This is a genomic window from Dokdonia sp. Asnod3-C12 (assembly GCF_045063975.1).
GTDB lineage: Bacteria > Bacteroidota > Bacteroidia > Flavobacteriales > Flavobacteriaceae > Dokdonia.
On the sequence record NZ_JBEFNY010000003.1, the window covers coordinates 2,761,921 to 2,782,427 of the forward strand.

The following is a 20,507-nucleotide window of genomic DNA, read 5'->3' on the forward strand; positions in this document are numbered from 1 at the left end:
TTTGGAGTTGTGCGCCGCGCATAGAGCTTTCAAAAATGTCGTATTCGCGTTATGTAATAGTTGTGGCTGGTTGCAACCACGTCTCGAGCTTTCTATAATTTAGATGCAAGCCCTAGGCATTTTTGAGTAGTGGCCTGTGGACGGCTGATTGGTAGGGTGGGAGCTTTAAAATCCTAGCGGATTTCCTCCTGATTCGATTCATACTCAACCCTTCGATATTTCAACGACTTTTGAGGTGTTCTGATTTTGAAGTGGAGCCATACGACGGCGGGAATTTCCAAGTATGCTACTGCCTTGGATGTGGCTTATCTTGAGATGAAAAACATGTCTTTTGGCAATCAGCCGTCCACGTTTGTATAAACGCAAGTTATTACATATTAGTCATATATCATACCCATACTAGGTGTATAAACGAATGTTTTTACTTAATCCTAGCAATCTCGATTTTCAGCGTATAAACGCATGTTTTTCAATTGTACACGTTTGTAAACAACTATTAAAGGATTTGTAATAGGTCGTAATAATCTACCAATAGACTTGGTCGTGTGATATCACATTTTCGCGAAAGCGTAATGAAGAGGCTAGTTGGTTATTTTGGTAAGGGACTTGATGCTCACTGCTTCTTTACAGTTATCTAGTTCCATTTTGAGATCGTTTCCTGCTTCGTCTTGTCCTGTGATTACAAAATAACCACATGGCTCGCGGCGAGGTACACTCTCTCCAAAATCTACATCCCCTAGTTTTAATAAACGGTTTATAGTCACCGTATCTAGTTGCATAGCGGCAAGTGACTGTGTTGCTTCTGGGGTGAGATTATAGGGTTTTACACGTAAGTTTTTAAGCACACGCTCTTGTGGAAAGTAAGCACAGCTGGTTTTTTTACCGCTAAAAAAGAAAGCAAGTAAAACAAGCCCAATGGAAAAGCCACCGAGGTAATATCCTATACGTTTAAGAATGTGCATTGCGTTACTAGAAGATCAAAAGGTTGATGTCTCGGTAAGAAAGGTCAAACCAATCTGCTACCGATTTTTTGGTTAAAATACCGTGGTAAAAATACAATCCATTTTTTAATCCGCGGTCGTAGCGTAGCTTATTTTCTATACCACCTTCCTCTGCAATGTCAAGTAGGTAAGGAGTAAAAATATTACTGAGAGATACAGATGCCGTACGGGCAAATCTTGCCGGAATATTAGGCACACAATAGTGCGTCACGCCATGTTTTTTATACGTAGGCTTATCATGCGTAGTAACTTCTGAGGTTTCAAAACAACCTCCCATATCGATACTTACATCTATAATGACAGCGCCATTTTTCATCCCTTCTACCATACGCTCGCTCACTATGACCGGTGCGCGGTTTGCACCTCGCACAGCACCTATCACAACGTCACAACGTTTGAGGGCTTTTACAAGATTCTTAGGCTGTAGGGTAGAGGTATATAATGGTCTGCCTACATTAGTCTGTATGCAGCGTAGTTTTGTGATAGAGTTATCAAAAATCTTCACATTTGCTCCTAGTCCGATAGCAGACCGCGCGGCAAACTCGCCTACGGTGCCTGCTCCTATAATCACAATTTCTGCTGGTGGCACGCCGCTTATGTTGCCTAGCAGCATACCTGTGCCTGTTTCTGGGCTAGACATAATTTCTGCCGCCATTTGTACGGCTGCGGTACCTGCAATTTCAGAAAGTGTGCGCACGGCAGGGTAGGTGCCGTCTTCATCTTTTATAAACTCAAAAGCGAGTGCAGTGATGCGCTTGCTAGCGAGTTTTTCAAAATATTGTTTCTTCTGGGTTTTGATCTGTAAGGCAGAGATAAGCACCGTTTGTGGGTTCATCATCTCTATTTCTTCTAGAGAAGGCGGTTCTACCTTAAGAATCATAGGGCAAGAAAACACTTTGGCAGTGTCTTGCGTGATTTCTGCGCCGTTTTCTGAATAGTCCTTATCTGTGTACCGAGCTCCTTTTCCAGCTTTAGACTCCACCATCACGCGGTGTCCATTTGCAGTAAGTGCTCCCACAGCATCGGGGGTTAAGCACACTCTGCGTTCTTGAAAGTGTGTCTCTCGCGGAATCCCAATAAAGAGCTCTCCTCGTTTCTTTTCGACCTCAAGACATTCCTCTTGAGGAAGCAACATTTCTCTAGTAAAAGGTGAGCTATTGGTTTCCATGTGTGTTTGTATGCGATTACCCAAAAGTAAGGAATAATTTAAAATATAGACTAGATATAAATCAAGACCCAGCTGTAGTGTGGATTGCCGTATTGAAGGAATATGCTGTTGTATTATAATTGTCTATGCTTCCATGTTTTAATAGTAGATAATTAATAAAATAGTTATGCTTCTTAAAGTAAATGGGAGACAGCTTTCGCGAAAGCGTAAAAAACTACATTGCCAATAATCTGTAAAGGCATTCTCGCATCTGTCTTGTAAAAAGTATCTTTGCACCCACAAAAGAAGATTATGAAATACGCTGAAAATATATTAGGAACGATAGGGGACACTCCTATGGTAAAAATGAACGCACTTGTAAAAGACCTTCCTTGTCTTGTGCTAGCAAAATATGAAACTTTTAATCCTGGAAATTCTGTAAAAGACCGTATGGCATTACAGATGGTAGAAGATGCAGAGGCTGCAGGGATTCTTAAACCTGGAGGGACTATTATAGAAGGTACTTCTGGTAATACGGGAATGGGTCTTGCCCTTGCTGCTATTATTAAAGGGTATAAAATGATCTGTGTAATCTCAGACAAGCAGTCTAAAGAGAAGATGGATATCTTGCGTGCCGTAGGTAGTGAGGTGGTAGTGTGTCCTACAAACGTAGAGCCAGATGATCCAAGATCATACTACTCTACATCAAAAAGACTTGCCGAAGAAACACCAAATAGCTGGTATGTAAACCAGTATGATAATCCTTCTAACTGTAAGGCTCACTTTAATAGCACAGGACCAGAAATCTGGGATCAAACAGATGGAAAGGTAACGCACTTTGTGGTAGGTGTAGGAACAGGAGGTACCATCTCTGGGGTAGGAAGCTATCTTAAAATGAAAAACCCAAATGTAAAAGTATGGGGAATTGATACGTATGGATCTGTATTTAAAAAATATAAGGAGACAGGTATTTTTGACGAGAATGAGATTTACCCATACATCACAGAGGGAATAGGGGAAGATATATTACCACTTAATGTAAACTTTAGCATCATCGATGGTTTTACAAAGGTGACAGATAAGGATGCTGCAGTATACACAAGACGCCTTGCCAAAGAGGAAGGGATGTTCTTAGGAAATTCGGCTGGATCTGCAATCAAAGGGTTGTTACAGCTTAATGAGGAAGGAAAATTTGGTCCAGATGATGTTGTTGTAGTACTCTTCCACGATCATGGAAGCCGTTACGTAGGTAAGATGTTTAATGACGACTGGATGCGTGAGCGTGGTTTCTTAGACCAAGAATATAAAGTAGCAAGCGATTTGATCCAGAATCACATAGATAAACCACTTGTTACTGTAAAGACAGAGGAGCTTGTGTCACACGCTATAGAGCGCATGCGTGATTATAAAATCTCACAAATCCCTGTAGAAGATGTGACAGGTATTGTAGGTTCTGTAGATGAGGGAGACCTTTTTAGAGCATATATGGAGAACAACGAGGTGGCAGATTTACCTATAAAGGAGGTAATGGGAGCAGCATATCCTATTGTGCAAAAAAACGCAACCGTAGCAGAGGTGTCAAAGCTTATCTCAAAAGAGAATAATGCAGTCTTAGTAGATCTAGGAGATGGTAAACATCATATCATTACAAAGCATGATATTATTAATGCGATGTAATTAAATAGCACTTTTTAGAAAAAAACGCGGGACGTAGTCTCGCGTTTTTTTGTGCGCTATTGTGATGTTATTTTCATTTGTGAATTACGTATTTTGTTAGTAATCAGAAAGATGTATTTTAGCTTTGAGAAATAAGCTCATATGCAAGAAGACTTTTTACATTACTTATGGAAATTTAAGAAGTACGCTTTCGCGAAAGCAGAAACAACCTCAGGCTTGCCCATTACATTAATCAATGTAGGGCAACATAATCATCTATCCGGTCCAGACTTTTTTAATACCACACTTGTAATAGGTGATCAAAAGTGGGCTGGAAATGTAGAAATACACTTAAAATCTTCAGATTGGTATGCGCATAATCATGAGGTAGATGCTGCTTATGACAATGTGATTCTACATGCAGTGTGGGAGCATGATGTAGAGATTTACAGAAAAGACAACACTGCCATCCCAACCTTAGTACTCAAAGATCTAGTTGCCGAAAAATCATTGCATAATTATAAGGAGCTCTTTAATAATCAGTCACAACAATGGATTAATTGTGAGAATAGCATAAGAGAGGTGCCAAAGATGATACAAAGCAACTGGCTTGAACGTCTCTATTTTGAACGCTTAACGCGAAAAACGGAGCACATCACACCTATTCTTAACAAGGTAAATGGTGACTGGGAAGCGGCACTTTTTGTGTTGCTCATGCGGAGTTTTGGCACTAAAGTAAATGCAAATGCCTTTCAATCCATCGCCGAAAAACTTGACTTTTCTACCATTCGTAAATGCGCTCAAGAACCCTTTAGACTAGAAGCATTATTATTAGGCATGGGCGGATTGTTACCAGAAAACACCATAGACTCATACCCGATGCAGCTACAAGGAGAGTTTGAGTTTGTTTCTCATAAATTTCAGATTGTAAGCGATAGCATATTGCCAGTGCAATTCTATAAGTTGAGACCAGATAATTTTCCAACAATACGACTGTCACAAGTGGCGCAGCTCTACCATAAACACCTGAATTTGTTCCAAAAACTGATGTCTGCATGTACTATAGCTGAGTTATACGCCCTGCTTGATGTTAAAGCTTCTCAGTATTGGGATACACACTATTCTTTTGGGAAAGACCAGAAAAAACGTGCCAAGAAGCTATCGTCTTCATTTATAGATATTATCATCATAAACGCAATTATACCGCTAAGGTTTTCTTATAATCAATACCTAGGAAAAGATGAGAGTGAGGTGCTGCTGTCTATGATGCACGCTATCAACCCCGAAAGCAATAGTATTATCAAAAAATATAACAGCATAAGAGATCGAGCAAAGAATGCTCAAGAAACCCAAGCGTTATTAGAATTAAAAGCCAACTACTGTGATCTCAATAAATGCCTGTCATGTGCTGTAGGTAATTATTTGATTAAGCATTAATATGTGAAGACGTTTAAGAAACCTAAAAAGGTGTGCTCATTAAAATGAACACACCTTTTTTTAAAATAACTATACTCAGCTAGAGATTATGAGTATTTGTAATTTCTATGTAAAAGTTTTTTCCAATAAATTTAGCTAATTAATATTGGCTTAAAATAAGCTTATTTTAAGCTGTTATTTAAAAATTGTGATGCAACTAGCTGTCTTTTGCGGCAAAATGCTTTTAAACGTCTTTAAATTAGTTTTTTGCTAAAAATCTAGTTTAAAACCCTTAGTCTTTAAATTCACTTACATAGTGCATTTTTACAGATGGATACTTCTGTTGTGTCATCTGTAATGTAAAAGGAGAATCTGCTAGAAATACGAGTTGGCCTCTTTTGTCTTTTGCCATAAAACGTTGTTTTACTCGTAAAAACTCTTTAAACTCTTCGCTTTTTGGATCTTCTGGGTCTACCCAGCAAGCTTTTGATACACTCAAAGGTTCGTAGGTACACTTAGCCCCATATTCATGCTCGAGACGGTATTGTATTACTTCATATTGTAATGCTCCTACAGTACCTATTACTTTACGACCGTTAAGTTCTAGCGTAAATAATTGAGCTACACCTTCATCCATAAGTTGGTCAATACCTTTTGCAAGCTGTTTAGACTTCATTGGGTCTGCATTATTGATGTACCTAAAGTGTTCAGGAGAGAACGCAGGTATTCCTTTGTAATGCAGCTCCTCACCAGAAGTAAGTGTGTCACCTATTTTAAAGTTACCTGTATCGTGTAGTCCCACAATATCTCCTGGATATGAGATATCTACAATCTCCTTGCGCTCTGCAAAAAATGCGTTAGGACTAGAAAACTTAAGGTTTTTCTTGTGTCTTACATGTAAATATGGCTTGTTGCGCTCAAAAACACCAGAGACTATTTTTATAAATGCAAGCCTGTCTCTGTGCTTAGGATCCATGTTTGCGTGAATCTTAAATACAAAACCAGAGAAGTCTTTTTCGTCAGGTTGTACTAGACGTTCTTCACTCTTTTTTGGTCGTGGTGGTGGAGCGATTTTTACAAAACAATCTAGTAATTCTCTTACTCCAAAATTATTTAAAGCAGAACCAAAAAATACAGGTTGTTGCATTCCATCAAGATAATCCTGCTGATTGAAAGCTGGATACACCCCTTGTACTAGCTCTATCTCTTCTCTAAGATTATCGGCGGCTTTAGGGCCTACGAGCTTATCAAGCACTTCATCTTGAAGGTTTGAGATTTTGATAGTTTCCTCGATATTTTTTCTACTATCTCCACTAAAGAGGTTAACATTTTTCTCCCAAAGGTTGTAAATTCCTTTAAAGTCATATCCCATACCAATAGGGAAACTTAAAGGAGTAACAGATAGGTGTAATTTTTCTTCAATTTCATCTAGTAATTCAAAAGCGTCTTTACCCTCACGATCCAGTTTGTTTACAAAAACAATCATTGGGATGTTGCGCATTCTACATACTTCCACGAGTTTTTCTGTCTGTGGCTCCACGCCTTTTGCAACATCTACTACCACGATAACACTATCTACAGCAGTTAATGTTCTAAACGTATCTTCGGCAAAATCCTTGTGACCAGGAGTATCAAGGATGTTTATTTTAATCCCATTATATTCAAAAGCAAGAACAGAAGTGGCTACAGAAATACCACGCTGGCGTTCTATTTCCATAAAGTCACTCGTCGCTCCTTTTTTAATTTTATTAGATTTTACAGCCCCAGCTTCTTGAATTGCTCCTCCAAAAAGGAGTAATTTTTCAGTAAGTGTTGTCTTTCCTGCATCTGGGTGAGATACAATTCCAAAGGTTCGGCGACGGGCTATTTCTTTTTTAAAACTCATAGAATTCACTAATATTTTAGAATGTAAAGATACTATATAGTGTTAAAGAAAAAGAAGTATATTTGAAAGCTACTTTAAGGGGTATTTTGGCTGTGTTTAGGTCGGTTTTATGCACTTTCGCGAAAGCGGACTTGATTTTATATTAGTCGTTTTTTTAATGATAATAGTTAGAACATATTACGTAGAAGATTGATTTTTGTGTAGTTTGTCGATGATAATAAGTAGCATAACTAATACATTGAAAAGTAAAAATGTAGATGTAATATTCGCTTTATATTTGAATACCCAACTTATTGATATAGTATAAATTGCATTGTAATGATTTGCAACTGTGCTTTATACCTTTGTTTATTGTATTTGGGTTTTTCTGAGGTTTCCTTGTCTGGAGCCTAGTTCTCAAATATTTTAATAATTAAGTTGCATCATCCTGTTAAGAGGTGTTGGATTTTGGGTTTTTAATTTTAGAATTAAAGTTATTAGTCGTGTTGAGTTAGTGGACGTCTTTTAAAGAGGCAGAAGTTAGTTTTATAATAAATGATAATATGGTAAAAAAATTACAAATAACTAGTGTTACTAAAAATACGGTAAGAGTCTTTGCTCTTGCAGGTAGCTTTGTGAAAACTAGGTTTGATCTAGGTGCAAAGATGGTTTTAGCCATTGTATGTGTCTTTGGTTTTAATTTTACTGCACTTTCTCAAAATGGAGGAATGCCTGCAAATTTTGAGATTGATGGTGGGGTGTATTCTGGAACTATAGGTGCTGGAATTGATGATTGGTTCCAAGGTTCTTCAGGATTTGGTTTGATAGATACAAGTGACGCAGCTGCCTACTTAAATATTACACAGGGTAACTTAAATCAGCCATTTGTAGTAGGATCCAACTTCAATCAATATGAAGTTATAAATGGTTCTCTTTTGTATGAAGCTATATTTATAAGAGATTATGTTAACCTAAACAGTATAGGTGGTGGTCTTGATCGTACAACATTTGGTGGAGGTCAAAAAAATGCTGATAACCCTGTAACTGCTTGGTCTTTTAATAGTTCATCAGTAGGGGAGAAAAATGACATTGTTGATTCATATATTCACTTGAGAAGAGGTGGTAATAGCATAGATAGCAGTTTATGGATTGATCTTGGAGTGAGTTGTATGTCTAGTTCTGGAAATCACTTTATAGATTTTGAATTATTTAAATCCCAAATTGAAGTTGCAGGAAATGGCTTTGTAAACTCTGGTCCGGATCAAGGGCATACTTCTTGGGTGTTTGATGCCGCCGGTAATGTTATAAGTACTGGGGATATAGTCATAGGTTTTAGTTATACTAGCGAGACCGTTAATGAAGTTCTTGCTAGAATTTGGGTAAAGAGAACAGATTTTTCAAATATTAATCCTGTTAATTTTGACTGGGGTGTAAATTTTGATGGTGACTGGAATGGTTATGGCTATGCAGAGGTTGTTATACCAGATGGTTTAACAATTTTTGAAGATTTAAGTGGAGCTTCAACACCTGCGCCACCGTGGGGTACCTTTAATGATAATACAAATAGTCCTTTTTCTACAGTATATACTAGTGGGAATCTCGCAGAACTAGGAGTTGATCTTACCGCTTTAGGTGTTGATCCTAGGCTTGCTAAGGGAGGAGATGCTTGTGAGTCGCCATGGACAAAAGTTATAGTTAAATCTAGAACATCAACCTCTTTTACTTCACAATTAAAAGATTTTTCTGGTCCTTATGATTTCTTAGAGCCTCCTGTTTTTGATACATCTATCAAAGATCCGGGTATTTTTAATTGTAAGGCATCATTAGAGCTATCTCCAGAAAATCCAAATGATAGTGCTTATTTTACTTGGACTACTACCGATGGTGAGTTTATAGACGGTACTATGTCTGCATCTGGTGCTATTGTTGAAATCGTGAAACCAGGTTTTTATACATTAAGTGCTTCTCCTTTTCCAGGTTGTGAGGCTACAAGTACTACTATATACGTAGATGGCGGTCCTTGTGCAGAAGATGATACGAGAACAGTTTTCTTTGATTTGCCTTTAAATATAGATGTTGTTGCAAATGATGACTATGGAAATAATGGTCCTTCATTAACTGAGCCAATTATTATTACTCAAAACCCATCTAATGGTGTTGTTGAGATTAATGATAACAATACTCCGGATGATCTTTCTGATGATACTATTATCTATACACCTAATCCAGGTTACACAGGTTTTGATCAGTTTAATTACAAGATTATAGATGCTAATGGCCACGAAAGTGAGACTACAGTATATCTTTCAGTATCTGATGTATTTATCGTTCCTCCAGGAGAAAGAGGATGTGATTGTGCTCCTTTTTATGAAAATTCAAACTTTGCTAATCCTACGTTAATAGGAGGAGTTGCTTTGTCAGAAGGTGCCAAATATAGATTTCCAAATATTTTTCCAAATAACGTTCATGGAACAAGTATAGATGCAATTGTTGAGATTGTTGCGTTTATAAATGGTGCGACTTTATTAGATATAGATGTTGCAAATGAAGGTCTCCCAAGAGCCTTTCAGCCGAAAATAAATAGTACAAATAATGGTGATCAGAGTGTGAAATTTGATATTTCATTTGTTGCTTCTGGAACAATGACGCCCGTAGATATTTCTTTCTTCGGAAGTCCTTTTGATATTGACGGTGATAGCAGGGTTACAAGAGAGTATGCAGAATTAAGTCTTCCTGATTCATATTATACATCTGGTAATACCTTAATAGAGATTATAGATACAGGAGAATCAATAAGGGGTACAGCTATAAATCCTATAACTGCACCAGGAGGCGCTATTTCTCAAGATCCTAGGTTTACATTTAGTAACTATTGGGAAGGGAAAAATAAGCTTTCATATACTATAGGTAAGCAAAACGGAAATTTTGATAGATTCTATGCTCTCGTGTTGGATAATGCAGAGTATGTGAATCCAGAGTCTACTATACTCTCTGCTCCAGTTATTTGTGGAAATGTGTCAGATGAAGGAGGGGATCCTCTAACTAACGTAGAAGTAGATATTATTGGTTCAGACGGTAGTACAGGAACTGTAGCTACAGATATTAATGGTGATTATAGATATGCAACATCGATACCTTCTGCAATGGTAGATGTTACATATGTGGTTATAGAAAATGATAATTCGGGATATGTTTCAATATCTGATGTTGATGGGGCGAATGACAATAGAATAACTCGTGTTATAAACTTGATGTCCACATGTGGAAATGATTTTGTAGATGATGGAAGACCTGACGCAGTTGATGACTCAACTTCAGTACTCCCATTAGAAACAGTTACTATAGATGTGCTGTTAAATGATACTTTTGGACCTGATTTAGCAGCTACGGGTGCAATTACAATTACAACGCAGCCTTCACAGGGCACGGCAGTTGTTAATACTAATGGAACTCCAAATGATCCAACAGATGATTTTATAGAGTTTACCGCGCCATTAATTGATGCTACTGATCTCCAGTTTGCTTATCAAATTTGTGACAGCGATAATGATTGTGATGTTGCAACCGTAACTGTTACAGTTAATCCTCTAATTGATACAATAGCTGTTGATGATATTGAAAATACCTTTATCAACACTACTGTAGTTGGTAATGTATTAACAAATGATTTTGATGCTCAAGGTGATATTCAAAGTGTAAGCTCACTAGTTGTTACAACAGTACAAGGTATAACTGTAAATATTGATGCAAGTGGTTCTTATTCGTATACACCACCTGCTGACTTTGTAGGAGAGGATAGCTTTATTTATACTGTTTGTGATAACGGTAGTCCTCAAGCTTGTGATACAGCTACAGTTTTTATAGAGGTGCTGCCTATTCCTACAAGTAAGAATGATCCACCAGTAGCAAATGCTGATACTGGAGTAACAGAAATCAACACGCCTGTTGAAGGAAGTGTACTTTCTAACGATTTTGATCCAGACGGAGATCCAATTACGGTGACTGCAAATACAGATCCATCCAATGGAGTTTTAGTAATGAATCCTGATGGAACTTATGAGTACACACCAAACACTGATTTTGTAGGAGAGGATACTTTTACATACACAATTTGTGATAATGGTAATCCAGCTGCTTGTGATACAGCAACAGTTACTATTCAAGTAATCCCTGACTTTGCAAACATTACAGTAGCAAATGATGATGCTTACCTTGGAACTATCGATACAGATGTATTAGGAAGTGTATTGGATAACGATACGGATCCAGAAGGAGATGCTCAAACAGCTTCTTTAGCAACGGACCCATCAAACGGAAGTGTTATTTTAAATGCAGATGGTACGTTCACTTACACACCTGATTCAGGTTATACAGGGCCAGATGAGTTTACTTACACAGTAACTGATGCTCAAGGAGCGAAAGATACTGCTACGGTTTCATTAGTGATAGCACCTGTTAGTAATACAACAACAGCTATTGATGATATCAATAATACATATGTAAATACTGCTGTAACTGGTAATGTATTAACGAATGATGATGATGCAGAAGGAGATATACAGACAGTAAGTTCAAATACAGATCCATCTAATGGAGTATTAGTAATGAATCCTGATGGAACTTACGAGTATACACCAAATACTGATTTTGTAGGAGAGGATACCTTTACGTACACTGTTTGTGATGATGGTAACCCTCAAGCTTGTGATACAGCTATTGTTTACTTAGAAGTATTACCAGAGCCTACAAGTAAGAATGATCCACCAGTAGCAAATGCTGATACTGGAGTAACAGAAATCAACACACCTGTTGAGGGAAGTGTACTTTCTAATGACTTTGATCCAGACGGAGATCCAATTACGGTGACTGCAAATACAGATCCATCTAATGGAGTATTAGTAATGAATCCTGATGGAACTTACGAGTACACACCAAACACTGATTTTGTAGGAGAGGATACTTTCACATATACTATATGTGATAACGGTAGTCCAGCTGCTTGTGATACTGCAACGGTTACTATTCAAGTAATCCCTGACAAATATTGTAATTACAGATCCAATGGTAGCTGTAACTGGCGGACCTATTGATTTAGTTGCTGGTGCTTCAGATGCTACGACCTTCAGTGCTGTGTATACTATTACACAAGCAGACGTTGATGGAGGCGGAGTAACGAATCAAGCACTTGCTACAGGACAGAATCCTGATGGCGTTGATGTAACAGATACTTCAGATGATGATAGTAACTTAGAGGATGATGAAACAATCACAACTTTCCCAACAGATGCTGGATCAATTGCATTGATAAAGACTGGATTCTTTAATGACGAAAGTGGGGATGGGTTTGCACAGGTAGGAGAAACGGTAACATATAACTTCACAGTAACCAATACTGGAAATGTAACAATTACAAATATTGTGATTACGGATCCAATGGTAACTGTAACTGGCGGACCTATTGATTTAGTTGCTGGTGCTTCAGATGCTACAACCTTCAGTGCTGTGTATACTATTACGCAAGCAGACGTTGATGGAGGCGGAGTAACGAATCAAGCACTTGCTACAGGACAGAATCCTGATGGCGTTGATGTAACAGATACTTCAGATGATGATAGTAATCTTGAGGACGACATTACTGTAACAGACTTACCACAAGGAGCTAGCATAAGTTTAATCAAAACAGCTGTATTTAATGATATAGACGGTGACGGATTTGCACAAGTAGGCGAAACAATTACATATAACTTCACTGTGACAAATACAGGAAATGTGACAGTTACAAACATTATCATTGAAGATCCATTAGTGATTGTATCTGGCGGACCTATTGATTTGGAACCAGGTGAAACAGATAGTACTACATTTGTAGCTGTTTATACTATAGTTCAAAGTGATATAGATGAAGGTTTTGTAACTAATCAAGCGATTGCAACAGGACAAGATCCTGATGGTGTTGATGTTGTTGATATTTCTGATGACAATAACAGTGTAGAAGATGATGAAACAGTTACTAATCTTCCAATAGAAAGTTCAATAGCACTTGAAAAGGTAGGAGAGACACTTGATATCAATGGAGATAGTAATATTCAAGATGGCGAAGTGATTCTATATACTTTTACGGTAACTAATACAGGATTGGTACCGTTAGAAAATATCATTGTAACTGATCCATTAGTAACTGTAGATGGAGGTCCTATATCATTATTACCTGGGGAATCAGACAGTACAACATTTACGGCGACTTATATACTTACTGCTTTTGATATAACAAATGGATTTGTAATAAATCAGGCTATAGTAGATGCGACAGATTCAAATGGAATCGACGTAACAGATTTATCTGATGATCCTAATAACGATGAAAATGTTGATCCTAATATGGATGGTAATCCGGATGATCCAACACGTACTGAGTTTACAGGAGTACTTAATATCTTTGATGTCGAAGTATTTAACGGAGTTTCACCAGACGGTGATGGAGTAAATGACTTCTTTATTATAGAAGGTATAAATGCTTTCCCAGATAATAATGTTCAAATATTTAATAGATGGGGTGTTCAAGTATTTGAGCAAGATGGGTATACTGAGGATGAGGCTACAGGTTTTAAAGGTATCTCAGAAGGAAGAGCTACATTGAATGCAAAAGAGACATTACCGGAAGGAACGTATTATTACCTTATAACTTACCAGACACCAGATGGTCTGAAGAGAAAGAGTGGATATTTATACATTAATCGTTAATATAAATTTATGCTTTCGCGAAAGCGTAATAACAACTAACATAAATAATATTTGAGTTTTTGAAGTTTTAATGCGATTAGGATAAAATAATCAAATTTCTAGATGAAGTGCATCAAGATAATGTGAATCAACTGTGAAATTATAAATTATTCAAATTGAGCTATTTTTACCAAAAAGTCACTTATTGTAGGTGCAACAAATAAAGTTAGAATGAAACAATTACATCTTATAGTCCTATTAGTTATTACGGGTTTGAGTCTTACAGAGGTAAGTGCGCAGCAAGACCCACAGTATACACAATACATGTATAATACTGTAGCTATAAATCCAGCATATGCAGGTAACAGAGGTGTTACTAGCATTGTGGGATTACATAGAAGTCAATGGGTAGGCCTTGAAGGAGCTCCACGTACACAAAGTTTAAGCATTCACTCTCCTATAGGTGAAGGTAAAGTAGGGCTTGGCTTGTCTATTGTAAACGACGCATTAGGACCTGCACAAGAAACTTACATAGGTGCAGATTTTAGTTATACGATTAATACCTCAAATAGTGGTAAACTGAGTTTTGGATTAAAGGCAGGGGGACATGTCCTCGATGTTGATTTCTCTAAGCTTACACTTTTTGATGTTTCTGATCCTCGTTTTTCTCAAAATATAGATAATAAGATTTCACCAGTTATAGGAGCAGGGTTATATTATCACACTGATAAATTTTATGCTGGTTTGAGTGCGCCTAACCTAGTACAAACTGAGCACTTTGATGAGAGTAATAATAGTAACTCTGCTAGTTTTATCTCAAAAGAACGCATACATTATTATGGTATAATGGGATATACCTTTGATATTAATGAACAACTTAAATTTAAGCCTAGTACATTAGTGAAGGTTGTAGCAGGTGCACCATTACAAGTAGATTTAACAGCAAATTTTCTAGTAATGGAAAAATTGCATTTAGGTGCGGCTTACAGGTGGAGCGCTGCATTAAGTGGTCTCGTAGGTTTCCAAGTGTCTGATAGTATGCTTATAGGTCTTGCTTATGATAGAGAGAGTACTGATCTAGGAAATACAGTTTATAACGATGGAAGTTTTGAAGTATTCTTACGTTTTGAACTCTTCAATGAGTATGACAGAATGTTAACCCCAAGATTCTTTTAATAAAACTCTACTATGAAACATATTACTATTATACTCCTTTTGTTTGCTACAATAGTAGGAAACGCGCAGGAAGGAAAAATAGAGCGTGGAACTAAGAAATTTAATCAATATGACTTCGTTGATGCACAAGAGATTTACCAAAAAGTAGCAGATAAGGGTTATGAATCTGCAGATTTATACAAAAGATTAGGAGATTCTTATTATCTTAATGCACATTATGATAAGTCTGCGATATATTTTGGCAAGTTAATCCAGAAGTTCCCTGAAGCCGCAGAATCTGAAGCTTACTTTAGATACGCATTGTCCTTAAGGGCTATAAAGGATTACGCATTATCAGACAGAATGATGTCTAGATTCTTTGATCTTAAAGAGGATGATAAACGAGCTGGTCTATTTAAGGAATCACCGGATTACCTTAGAGAGATTGATTATCAAAAAGGGTCTTATGAAGTTTCAAAAACTACGATTAACTCCGGTTATTCAGATTTTGGTCCTATGTTATATAAGGACAAACTTATTTTTGCTTCAAACAGAGATACTGGGTCTTTTATAAAGCGCATTCATAAGTGGAATGGACAGCCTTTCTTAAGCTTATATGAAGTTGACCTAGACAAAGTTGATGTTGCTAATGGAAACAATTATGTAAGTAAATTTAGCCCTTATTTGAATACACAATATCACGAAAGTTCTCCTGTATTTTCTCAAGATGGTAAAACAGTTTACTTTACTCGTAATAACTATAATAATGGGAAGTACAGAGAAGGTAATGATGGTACAAACAAGCTTAAACTTTACAAAGCGTCACTAGTTGACGGTAAATGGACAGATTCGCAGGAGCTTCCATTTAATAGTAATCAATATACAGTTGCTCACCCTGCTTTAAGTTCAGATGGTAAACGTTTATACTTCTCTTCCGACATGCCAGGTACATTTGGATTATCAGATTTATGGTATGTATCAATTAATGAAGATGGAACTTACGGGACACCTGTAAACTTAGGGGGGAACATTAATACAGAGGGTAGAGAGTCATTTCCATTTATTAGTGCTGAAAGTGATCTTTATTTTGCCTCTAATGGCCATCCTGGATTAGGAGGGTTAGACTTATTTGTAACTGCTTTAGGTAAAAATGGAGAAATTGCAGAAATCCTTAATTTAGGAGAACCTGCAAATACTTCAAAAGATGACTTTGGATTTGTAATTAATAGTGAATCTAATATGGGTTTTCTATCATCTAATCGTGGTAATGCGGGTACTAATGATGACATCTACATGCTCAAGCAGATAAGTAAACCTAAGGTCGCCTGTGATATTTTACTTTCTGGAGTGGTTACAGACAAAGACACTGGAGATTATCTTGAAGGTACTACAGTTAGTCTTTATGATACAAATAATAACTTATTTAAATCTGTTGTTACTAGTTCTTCAGCAGCATTTGCATTTATTCCGGATTGTGATAAAATTTTCTTGATAAGAGCAGAGAAAGATGGGTATAACACATCAGAAAAGATGATTACTATACCTAATGAGTCTGGAGAAATTGAAGAGTTATTAGAACTTGAAAAAACTTTGAAACCAGTGGTTCCTGGAGATGATATTGCAAAAATATTAGATCTTAATCCAATTTATTTCAACTTTGATAAGTATGATATACGACCAGACGCAGAGGTAGAGCTTGCTAAGGTGTTGGTGTATATGGAAACTTACCCATCTGTGCGCATAGACGTAAGATCTCACACAGATAGTAGAGGTAGAGATGCATACAACCTTAATTTATCACAAAATAGGAATGTTTCTACTAGAGACTGGCTTATTTCAAAAGGAATAAGTGCCTCAAGATTGACTGGTCAGGGCTACGGAGAGACACGACTTGTTAATGACTGTGGTAATGGTGTACGTTGTAGTAAGGAGCAACATCAATTAAATAGACGTAGTGAATTTATAGTGGTAAGCAATTAGTACTAGAATCTCATATATTAATAATAAGAGCGCCTCAATTGAGGCGCTTTTTTTATGAGTTATTTGTATTTTTACAAAGCTTATGAAAGAAGAATTAGTCATCCTTGTGGATGAAAATGACAATCAAATAGGGCTTATGCCCAAAATGGAAGCTCATGAAAAAGCTGTGTTACACAGAGCTTTTTCAGTGTTTGTTTTTAACAGTAAGAACGAACTTATGTTACAGCAACGAGCATTACATAAATACCACAGTCCCGGACTGTGGACAAATACCTGCTGTAGTCACCAGCGTGAAGGTGAAAGTAATATAGAAGCTGGTATGCGACGTCTACAAGAAGAAATGGGCTTCTCTGTACCTTTAGAAGAGACGATCTCATTTATTTACAAAGCTCCTTTTGATAACGGTCTTACAGAACATGAGCTAGATCATATTCTAATAGGTCATTCTGAACAATCGCCGGCTATCAATGAAGACGAAGTTGCAGCTTGGAAATGGATGGATTTAGAAGATGTGAAAACTGATATCACAAATCATCCAGAACTATATACAGAGTGGTTTAAAATCATTTTTGACAAATTTTATACACACATTAAGCGATGAGAATAACTGCACACAGAAAAGCGCATTTTAATGCCGCTCACAGATTGTATAGAGCAGACTGGGACGACGCAAAGAATATGCAAATATTTGGGAAGTGTAGTAACCCAAATTTTCATGGTCATAATTATGACCTTACGGTTAGTGTAAGTGGAGAAATTGATCCCGAAACAGGATTTCTCATTGACCTTAAGATTTTAAAGGATATTATAAAAGCAGAGGTAGAGGATTATTTAGACCACAAAAACCTTAATCTTGAGGTTCCAGAGTTTAAAACGCTCAATCCTACTGCAGAAAATATTGCTGTTGTTATTCATCAAAAGATTAAAGCGGTTTTAGACCCTAAATTTGATCTAGAGATCACTTTATATGAGACGCCTCGTAACTTTGTAACCTATAAAGGCGAATAGTTATGGCATTAAAAATAGGAGATAAAGCACCTGGTTTTACACTCAATAATCAGGATAACGTAGCAGTATTAGTAGACGAATTGATAGGGAAAAAGCCTATGGTAATTTATTTCTACCCTAAAAACTTTACACCTGGATGTACAGCTCAGGCTTGTAGTTTTAGAGATCAATACCAAGATTTTACAGATGCAGGAGCAAAAGTATTTGGTATAAGTGCAGATAGTGTAGAAAGCCATAAACGTTTTAAAGCAAAGCATAATTTGCCATTTGACACACTCTCAGATACAAGTAACAAAGTGCGTAAAAAATATGGTGTTAAGAATGAATTATTGGGACTACTACCTGGTAGAGAAACATTCGTAGTAGACGCGAGCGGAATTATAAAGATGCGTTTCAACAGCATGATGGCTGCAAAACATATACCTAAAGCGCTTGCAGTTATTAAAGGATTGTAAGGAAAAGTATATTTTCGCGAAAGCGTAACCATTACATACCACCACAAAAATAAAAGGGAGATGCTTAGCATCTCCCTTTTTATGTTATATAGATTTTACAAAATCTAGAAATACCTTTTTATGTAAATCCAGATCTAAATCTGGTGAGAGAGAAGCTCTCACGATATAGTCTTTATCGCCCTCCTTAGTAGTTCCTTGCGTAGAGGTTGCAGGAATAGTCCAATAACATCCTTTAAGCTGGCCGTAGCTCACACAAAATTTACTTTCATTAGGAATCTCTGTAATCATTAAATTAATGAGCTTAAGATTGAGAGCTCTTTTGTATTGCTCTCTTTCTAAGTCATTAGCTCCTTTAGTAGGTAAGTCCAGAGAAAATACAGAAGGAGTAAATCCTTGTGCTGCTAGCTCTTCAGACACAAAATTAATTTTTGCACCTGGAAGTTCTTTTTCTATAAAGGTCACAAACTCACGCGTATTTACATAAGCTGCGGCAATACGGTCGTTCATAGAAGGTAATTGTGCAGCTAGAATCTCATATTGTAAATCTGTCGCCTCGTTATCACAAAGTTGAAGGTGAAAAGAGATGCTCTTAATAAGGTCTTCTGCTTTATTATTTACTACGCAATAGCCTGCAGTACATTTACCACCACTTGGAAATTTTGATCCGCTGGCATAAGAAATAGTGCGTACCGTAGATAGTATCTTATCTTCTCCTAAGAAATGAACATTAGGGCAAAACGTTTGATCAAGGATAAAAACAGGGTCTATTGCCGTTGCTCCACTAGGCGTAGTGCGCTTTTTACTAAGCGCCTCTTTTAGTTGTAAAAGATCTGGAACTTCTACTCTTGGGTTCGTTGGTATTTCTGCAATAATATAGGGTACTGCGTCCTCTGCGGCTATTTTGGTAAGCACAGTGTCAACGCTTTGCACCATATCATTATCACCATCTACCGGTAGATCTACAACTTCTACATTATCAAGGCAAGCAGCAACACGTCTGGCCTGATCATTTGTACCTCCATAACAGTTAGGAGGAACAATAAATTTAATCGCCTTTCCAGGGTGTTTATTGATAGCATCGTCTACTAACCCCATCATGATAGCATATTGTATAGAAAGTCCGCTAGAAGCTACTAGAGGCTCTGTATCGGTTCCATTTACTTCTTTAATTAGTTCGTGTACACGCGCTTTATCTTTTGCAACATCACCAGCCGTGTAATCTATAGGAGCATTGTTTACCAATGATTTTAATGCTACTAAAGAATTTGAAGGTGTCATGGCGATAGTCTCCCTTCTGCGCACATGTTGGATATCTGAAACATAGTGTGCGTTCTTCTCACCATTTATAAAGAGTAGACTACCTATATTTTCATATACACTTACGTGAAAATCAACGTTGTTTGCAATAGGTTCCGCTTTTATTTGGTTCTCTTGCGAGAGATAAACAGTACTCCCGTCAAAAGCCGAAATATCTTCTGGGCTGTCCACTTGATTAAGTTCGAAGTGATACCCGTACACGTTTTTCAAGGCTTCTGCATCGAAAATAGCAGGAAGTTGCCCTGTGTAGTTGATTTGTGTTTTTTTACCGTCTAGTAAATTTTTTCTCAGTACGGCAAGTACTGGAACGGTAATAGAATCAAAGCTAATAACGCTGTCTGACTCTAGGTCTAGTAATCTCGCAACGCTCCATTCTAGAATACTAGAAAGTGGGTGGCCTAACCTTATGTAATCATAAGCTGTAGGTAGATTTGCTAGAGCAGCAGTAGTTGCATTTTTCTCGTTGTATAAAGCTTCAAATTCATCTAAAAACTCAGATTTTGCAAGCTTTTCATTATAAATATCCAATCGGTGGGTGGTGAGACCTATCCAGTCGTTGGGCATATTATCGATTACTTCTTTGATGTAGTGTAACATTTATAAGTTTTAAAAGAGTGTCTTCATCACGTAAAGACACCTTGAATATTAATTTTTTTAAAGGTGATTTTTAGACGCTTTTTTCGGCTATTCCTAACAGTAAATACTCTCAAATAGTACTTATTTCAATTAGTTTAAATGTGGCTAATTACAAGTAATGTAAACCGTTCATTTACTTGAAAAATCAAGTA

13 protein-coding genes are annotated in these 20,507 nt (G+C 37.0%); 9 read left to right on the forward strand and 4 right to left on the reverse strand.

The features are described from left to right. Positions 1-581 precede the first annotated feature (581 nt). Positions 582-962, reverse strand: a complete 381-nt coding sequence (locus tag ACJJVW_RS12520) for a hypothetical protein (protein ID WP_405252239.1) — start codon at positions 960-962, stop codon at positions 582-584. Positions 963-969: 7 nt separating this feature from the next. Continuing rightward, on the reverse strand, positions 970-2,169 hold the full coding sequence (locus tag ACJJVW_RS12525) for an alanine dehydrogenase (RefSeq protein WP_013749615.1): 1,200 nt from the start codon (positions 2,167-2,169) through the stop codon (positions 970-972). A gap of 291 nt (positions 2,170-2,460) precedes the next feature. Here ACJJVW_RS12525 and ACJJVW_RS12530 point away from each other — a divergent pair, with 291 nt between their 5' ends. Both ACJJVW_RS12530 and ACJJVW_RS12535 read left to right on the forward strand, forming a co-directional pair. After that, on the forward strand, positions 2,461-3,825 hold the full coding sequence (locus ACJJVW_RS12530; protein ID WP_405252241.1) for a pyridoxal-phosphate dependent enzyme: 1,365 nt from the start codon (positions 2,461-2,463) through the stop codon (positions 3,823-3,825). Positions 3,826-3,966: 141 nt separating this feature from the next. After that, positions 3,967-5,241, forward strand: coding sequence for a DUF2851 family protein (locus ACJJVW_RS12535; protein ID WP_405252243.1), 1,275 nt, complete (start codon positions 3,967-3,969; stop codon positions 5,239-5,241). Positions 5,242-5,512: 271 nt separating this feature from the next. Here ACJJVW_RS12535 and ACJJVW_RS12540 read toward each other — a convergent pair whose 3' ends face one another. Then, positions 5,513-7,105 (reverse strand): peptide chain release factor 3, encoded by a 1,593-nt coding sequence (locus ACJJVW_RS12540; protein ID WP_405252245.1) that lies wholly within the window; start codon positions 7,103-7,105, stop codon positions 5,513-5,515. Positions 7,106-7,647: 542 nt separating this feature from the next. On the opposite strand from ACJJVW_RS12540, the gene ACJJVW_RS12545 reads away from it, so the two are divergent. The 7 genes from ACJJVW_RS12545 to ACJJVW_RS12575 all read left to right on the forward strand — a co-directional run bounded on the left by ACJJVW_RS12545 (position 7,648) and on the right by ACJJVW_RS12575 (position 18,402). Then, positions 7,648-12,174: an Ig-like domain-containing protein gene (locus ACJJVW_RS12545; RefSeq protein ID WP_405252247.1), complete on the forward strand. Its 4,527-nt coding sequence runs from the start codon at positions 7,648-7,650 to the stop codon at positions 12,172-12,174. Continuing rightward, positions 12,146-13,825 carry a gliding motility-associated C-terminal domain-containing protein gene (locus ACJJVW_RS12550; protein WP_405252249.1) on the forward strand — a complete coding sequence of 560 codons (1,680 nt, stop codon included), beginning with the start codon at positions 12,146-12,148 and terminating at the stop codon, positions 13,823-13,825. The genes ACJJVW_RS12545 and ACJJVW_RS12550 overlap by 29 nt, the downstream gene beginning before the upstream one ends. A gap of 210 nt (positions 13,826-14,035) precedes the next feature. Further along, positions 14,036-14,980, forward strand: a complete 945-nt coding sequence (locus tag ACJJVW_RS12555) for a type IX secretion system membrane protein PorP/SprF (protein ID WP_405252251.1) — start codon at positions 14,036-14,038, stop codon at positions 14,978-14,980. 12 nt (positions 14,981-14,992) lie between these two features. Then, positions 14,993-16,939, forward strand: a complete 1,947-nt coding sequence (locus ACJJVW_RS12560; RefSeq protein ID WP_298323888.1) for an OmpA family protein — start codon at positions 14,993-14,995, stop codon at positions 16,937-16,939. An 82-nt stretch (positions 16,940-17,021) separates the two neighbouring features. After that, entirely contained in the window at positions 17,022-17,540 is a 519-nt protein-coding gene (gene idi / locus ACJJVW_RS12565) for an isopentenyl-diphosphate Delta-isomerase (protein WP_298323890.1), read from the forward strand. Next, positions 17,537-17,947: a 6-pyruvoyl trahydropterin synthase family protein gene (locus tag ACJJVW_RS12570; RefSeq protein ID WP_405252253.1), complete on the forward strand. Its 411-nt coding sequence runs from the start codon at positions 17,537-17,539 to the stop codon at positions 17,945-17,947. The genes idi and ACJJVW_RS12570 overlap by 4 nt, the downstream gene beginning before the upstream one ends. Before the next feature lie 2 nt (positions 17,948-17,949). Further along, complete coding sequence (locus tag ACJJVW_RS12575) at positions 17,950-18,402, forward strand: peroxiredoxin (protein WP_405252256.1); 453 nt, start codon at positions 17,950-17,952, stop codon at positions 18,400-18,402. 84 nt (positions 18,403-18,486) lie between these two features. Here the strand turns inward: ACJJVW_RS12575 and ACJJVW_RS12580 are convergent, their stop codons facing one another. Beyond that, complete coding sequence (locus ACJJVW_RS12580; RefSeq protein WP_405252258.1) at positions 18,487-20,316, reverse strand: cystathionine beta-synthase; 1,830 nt, start codon at positions 20,314-20,316, stop codon at positions 18,487-18,489. Between the last annotated feature and the right edge of the window lie 191 nt (positions 20,317-20,507).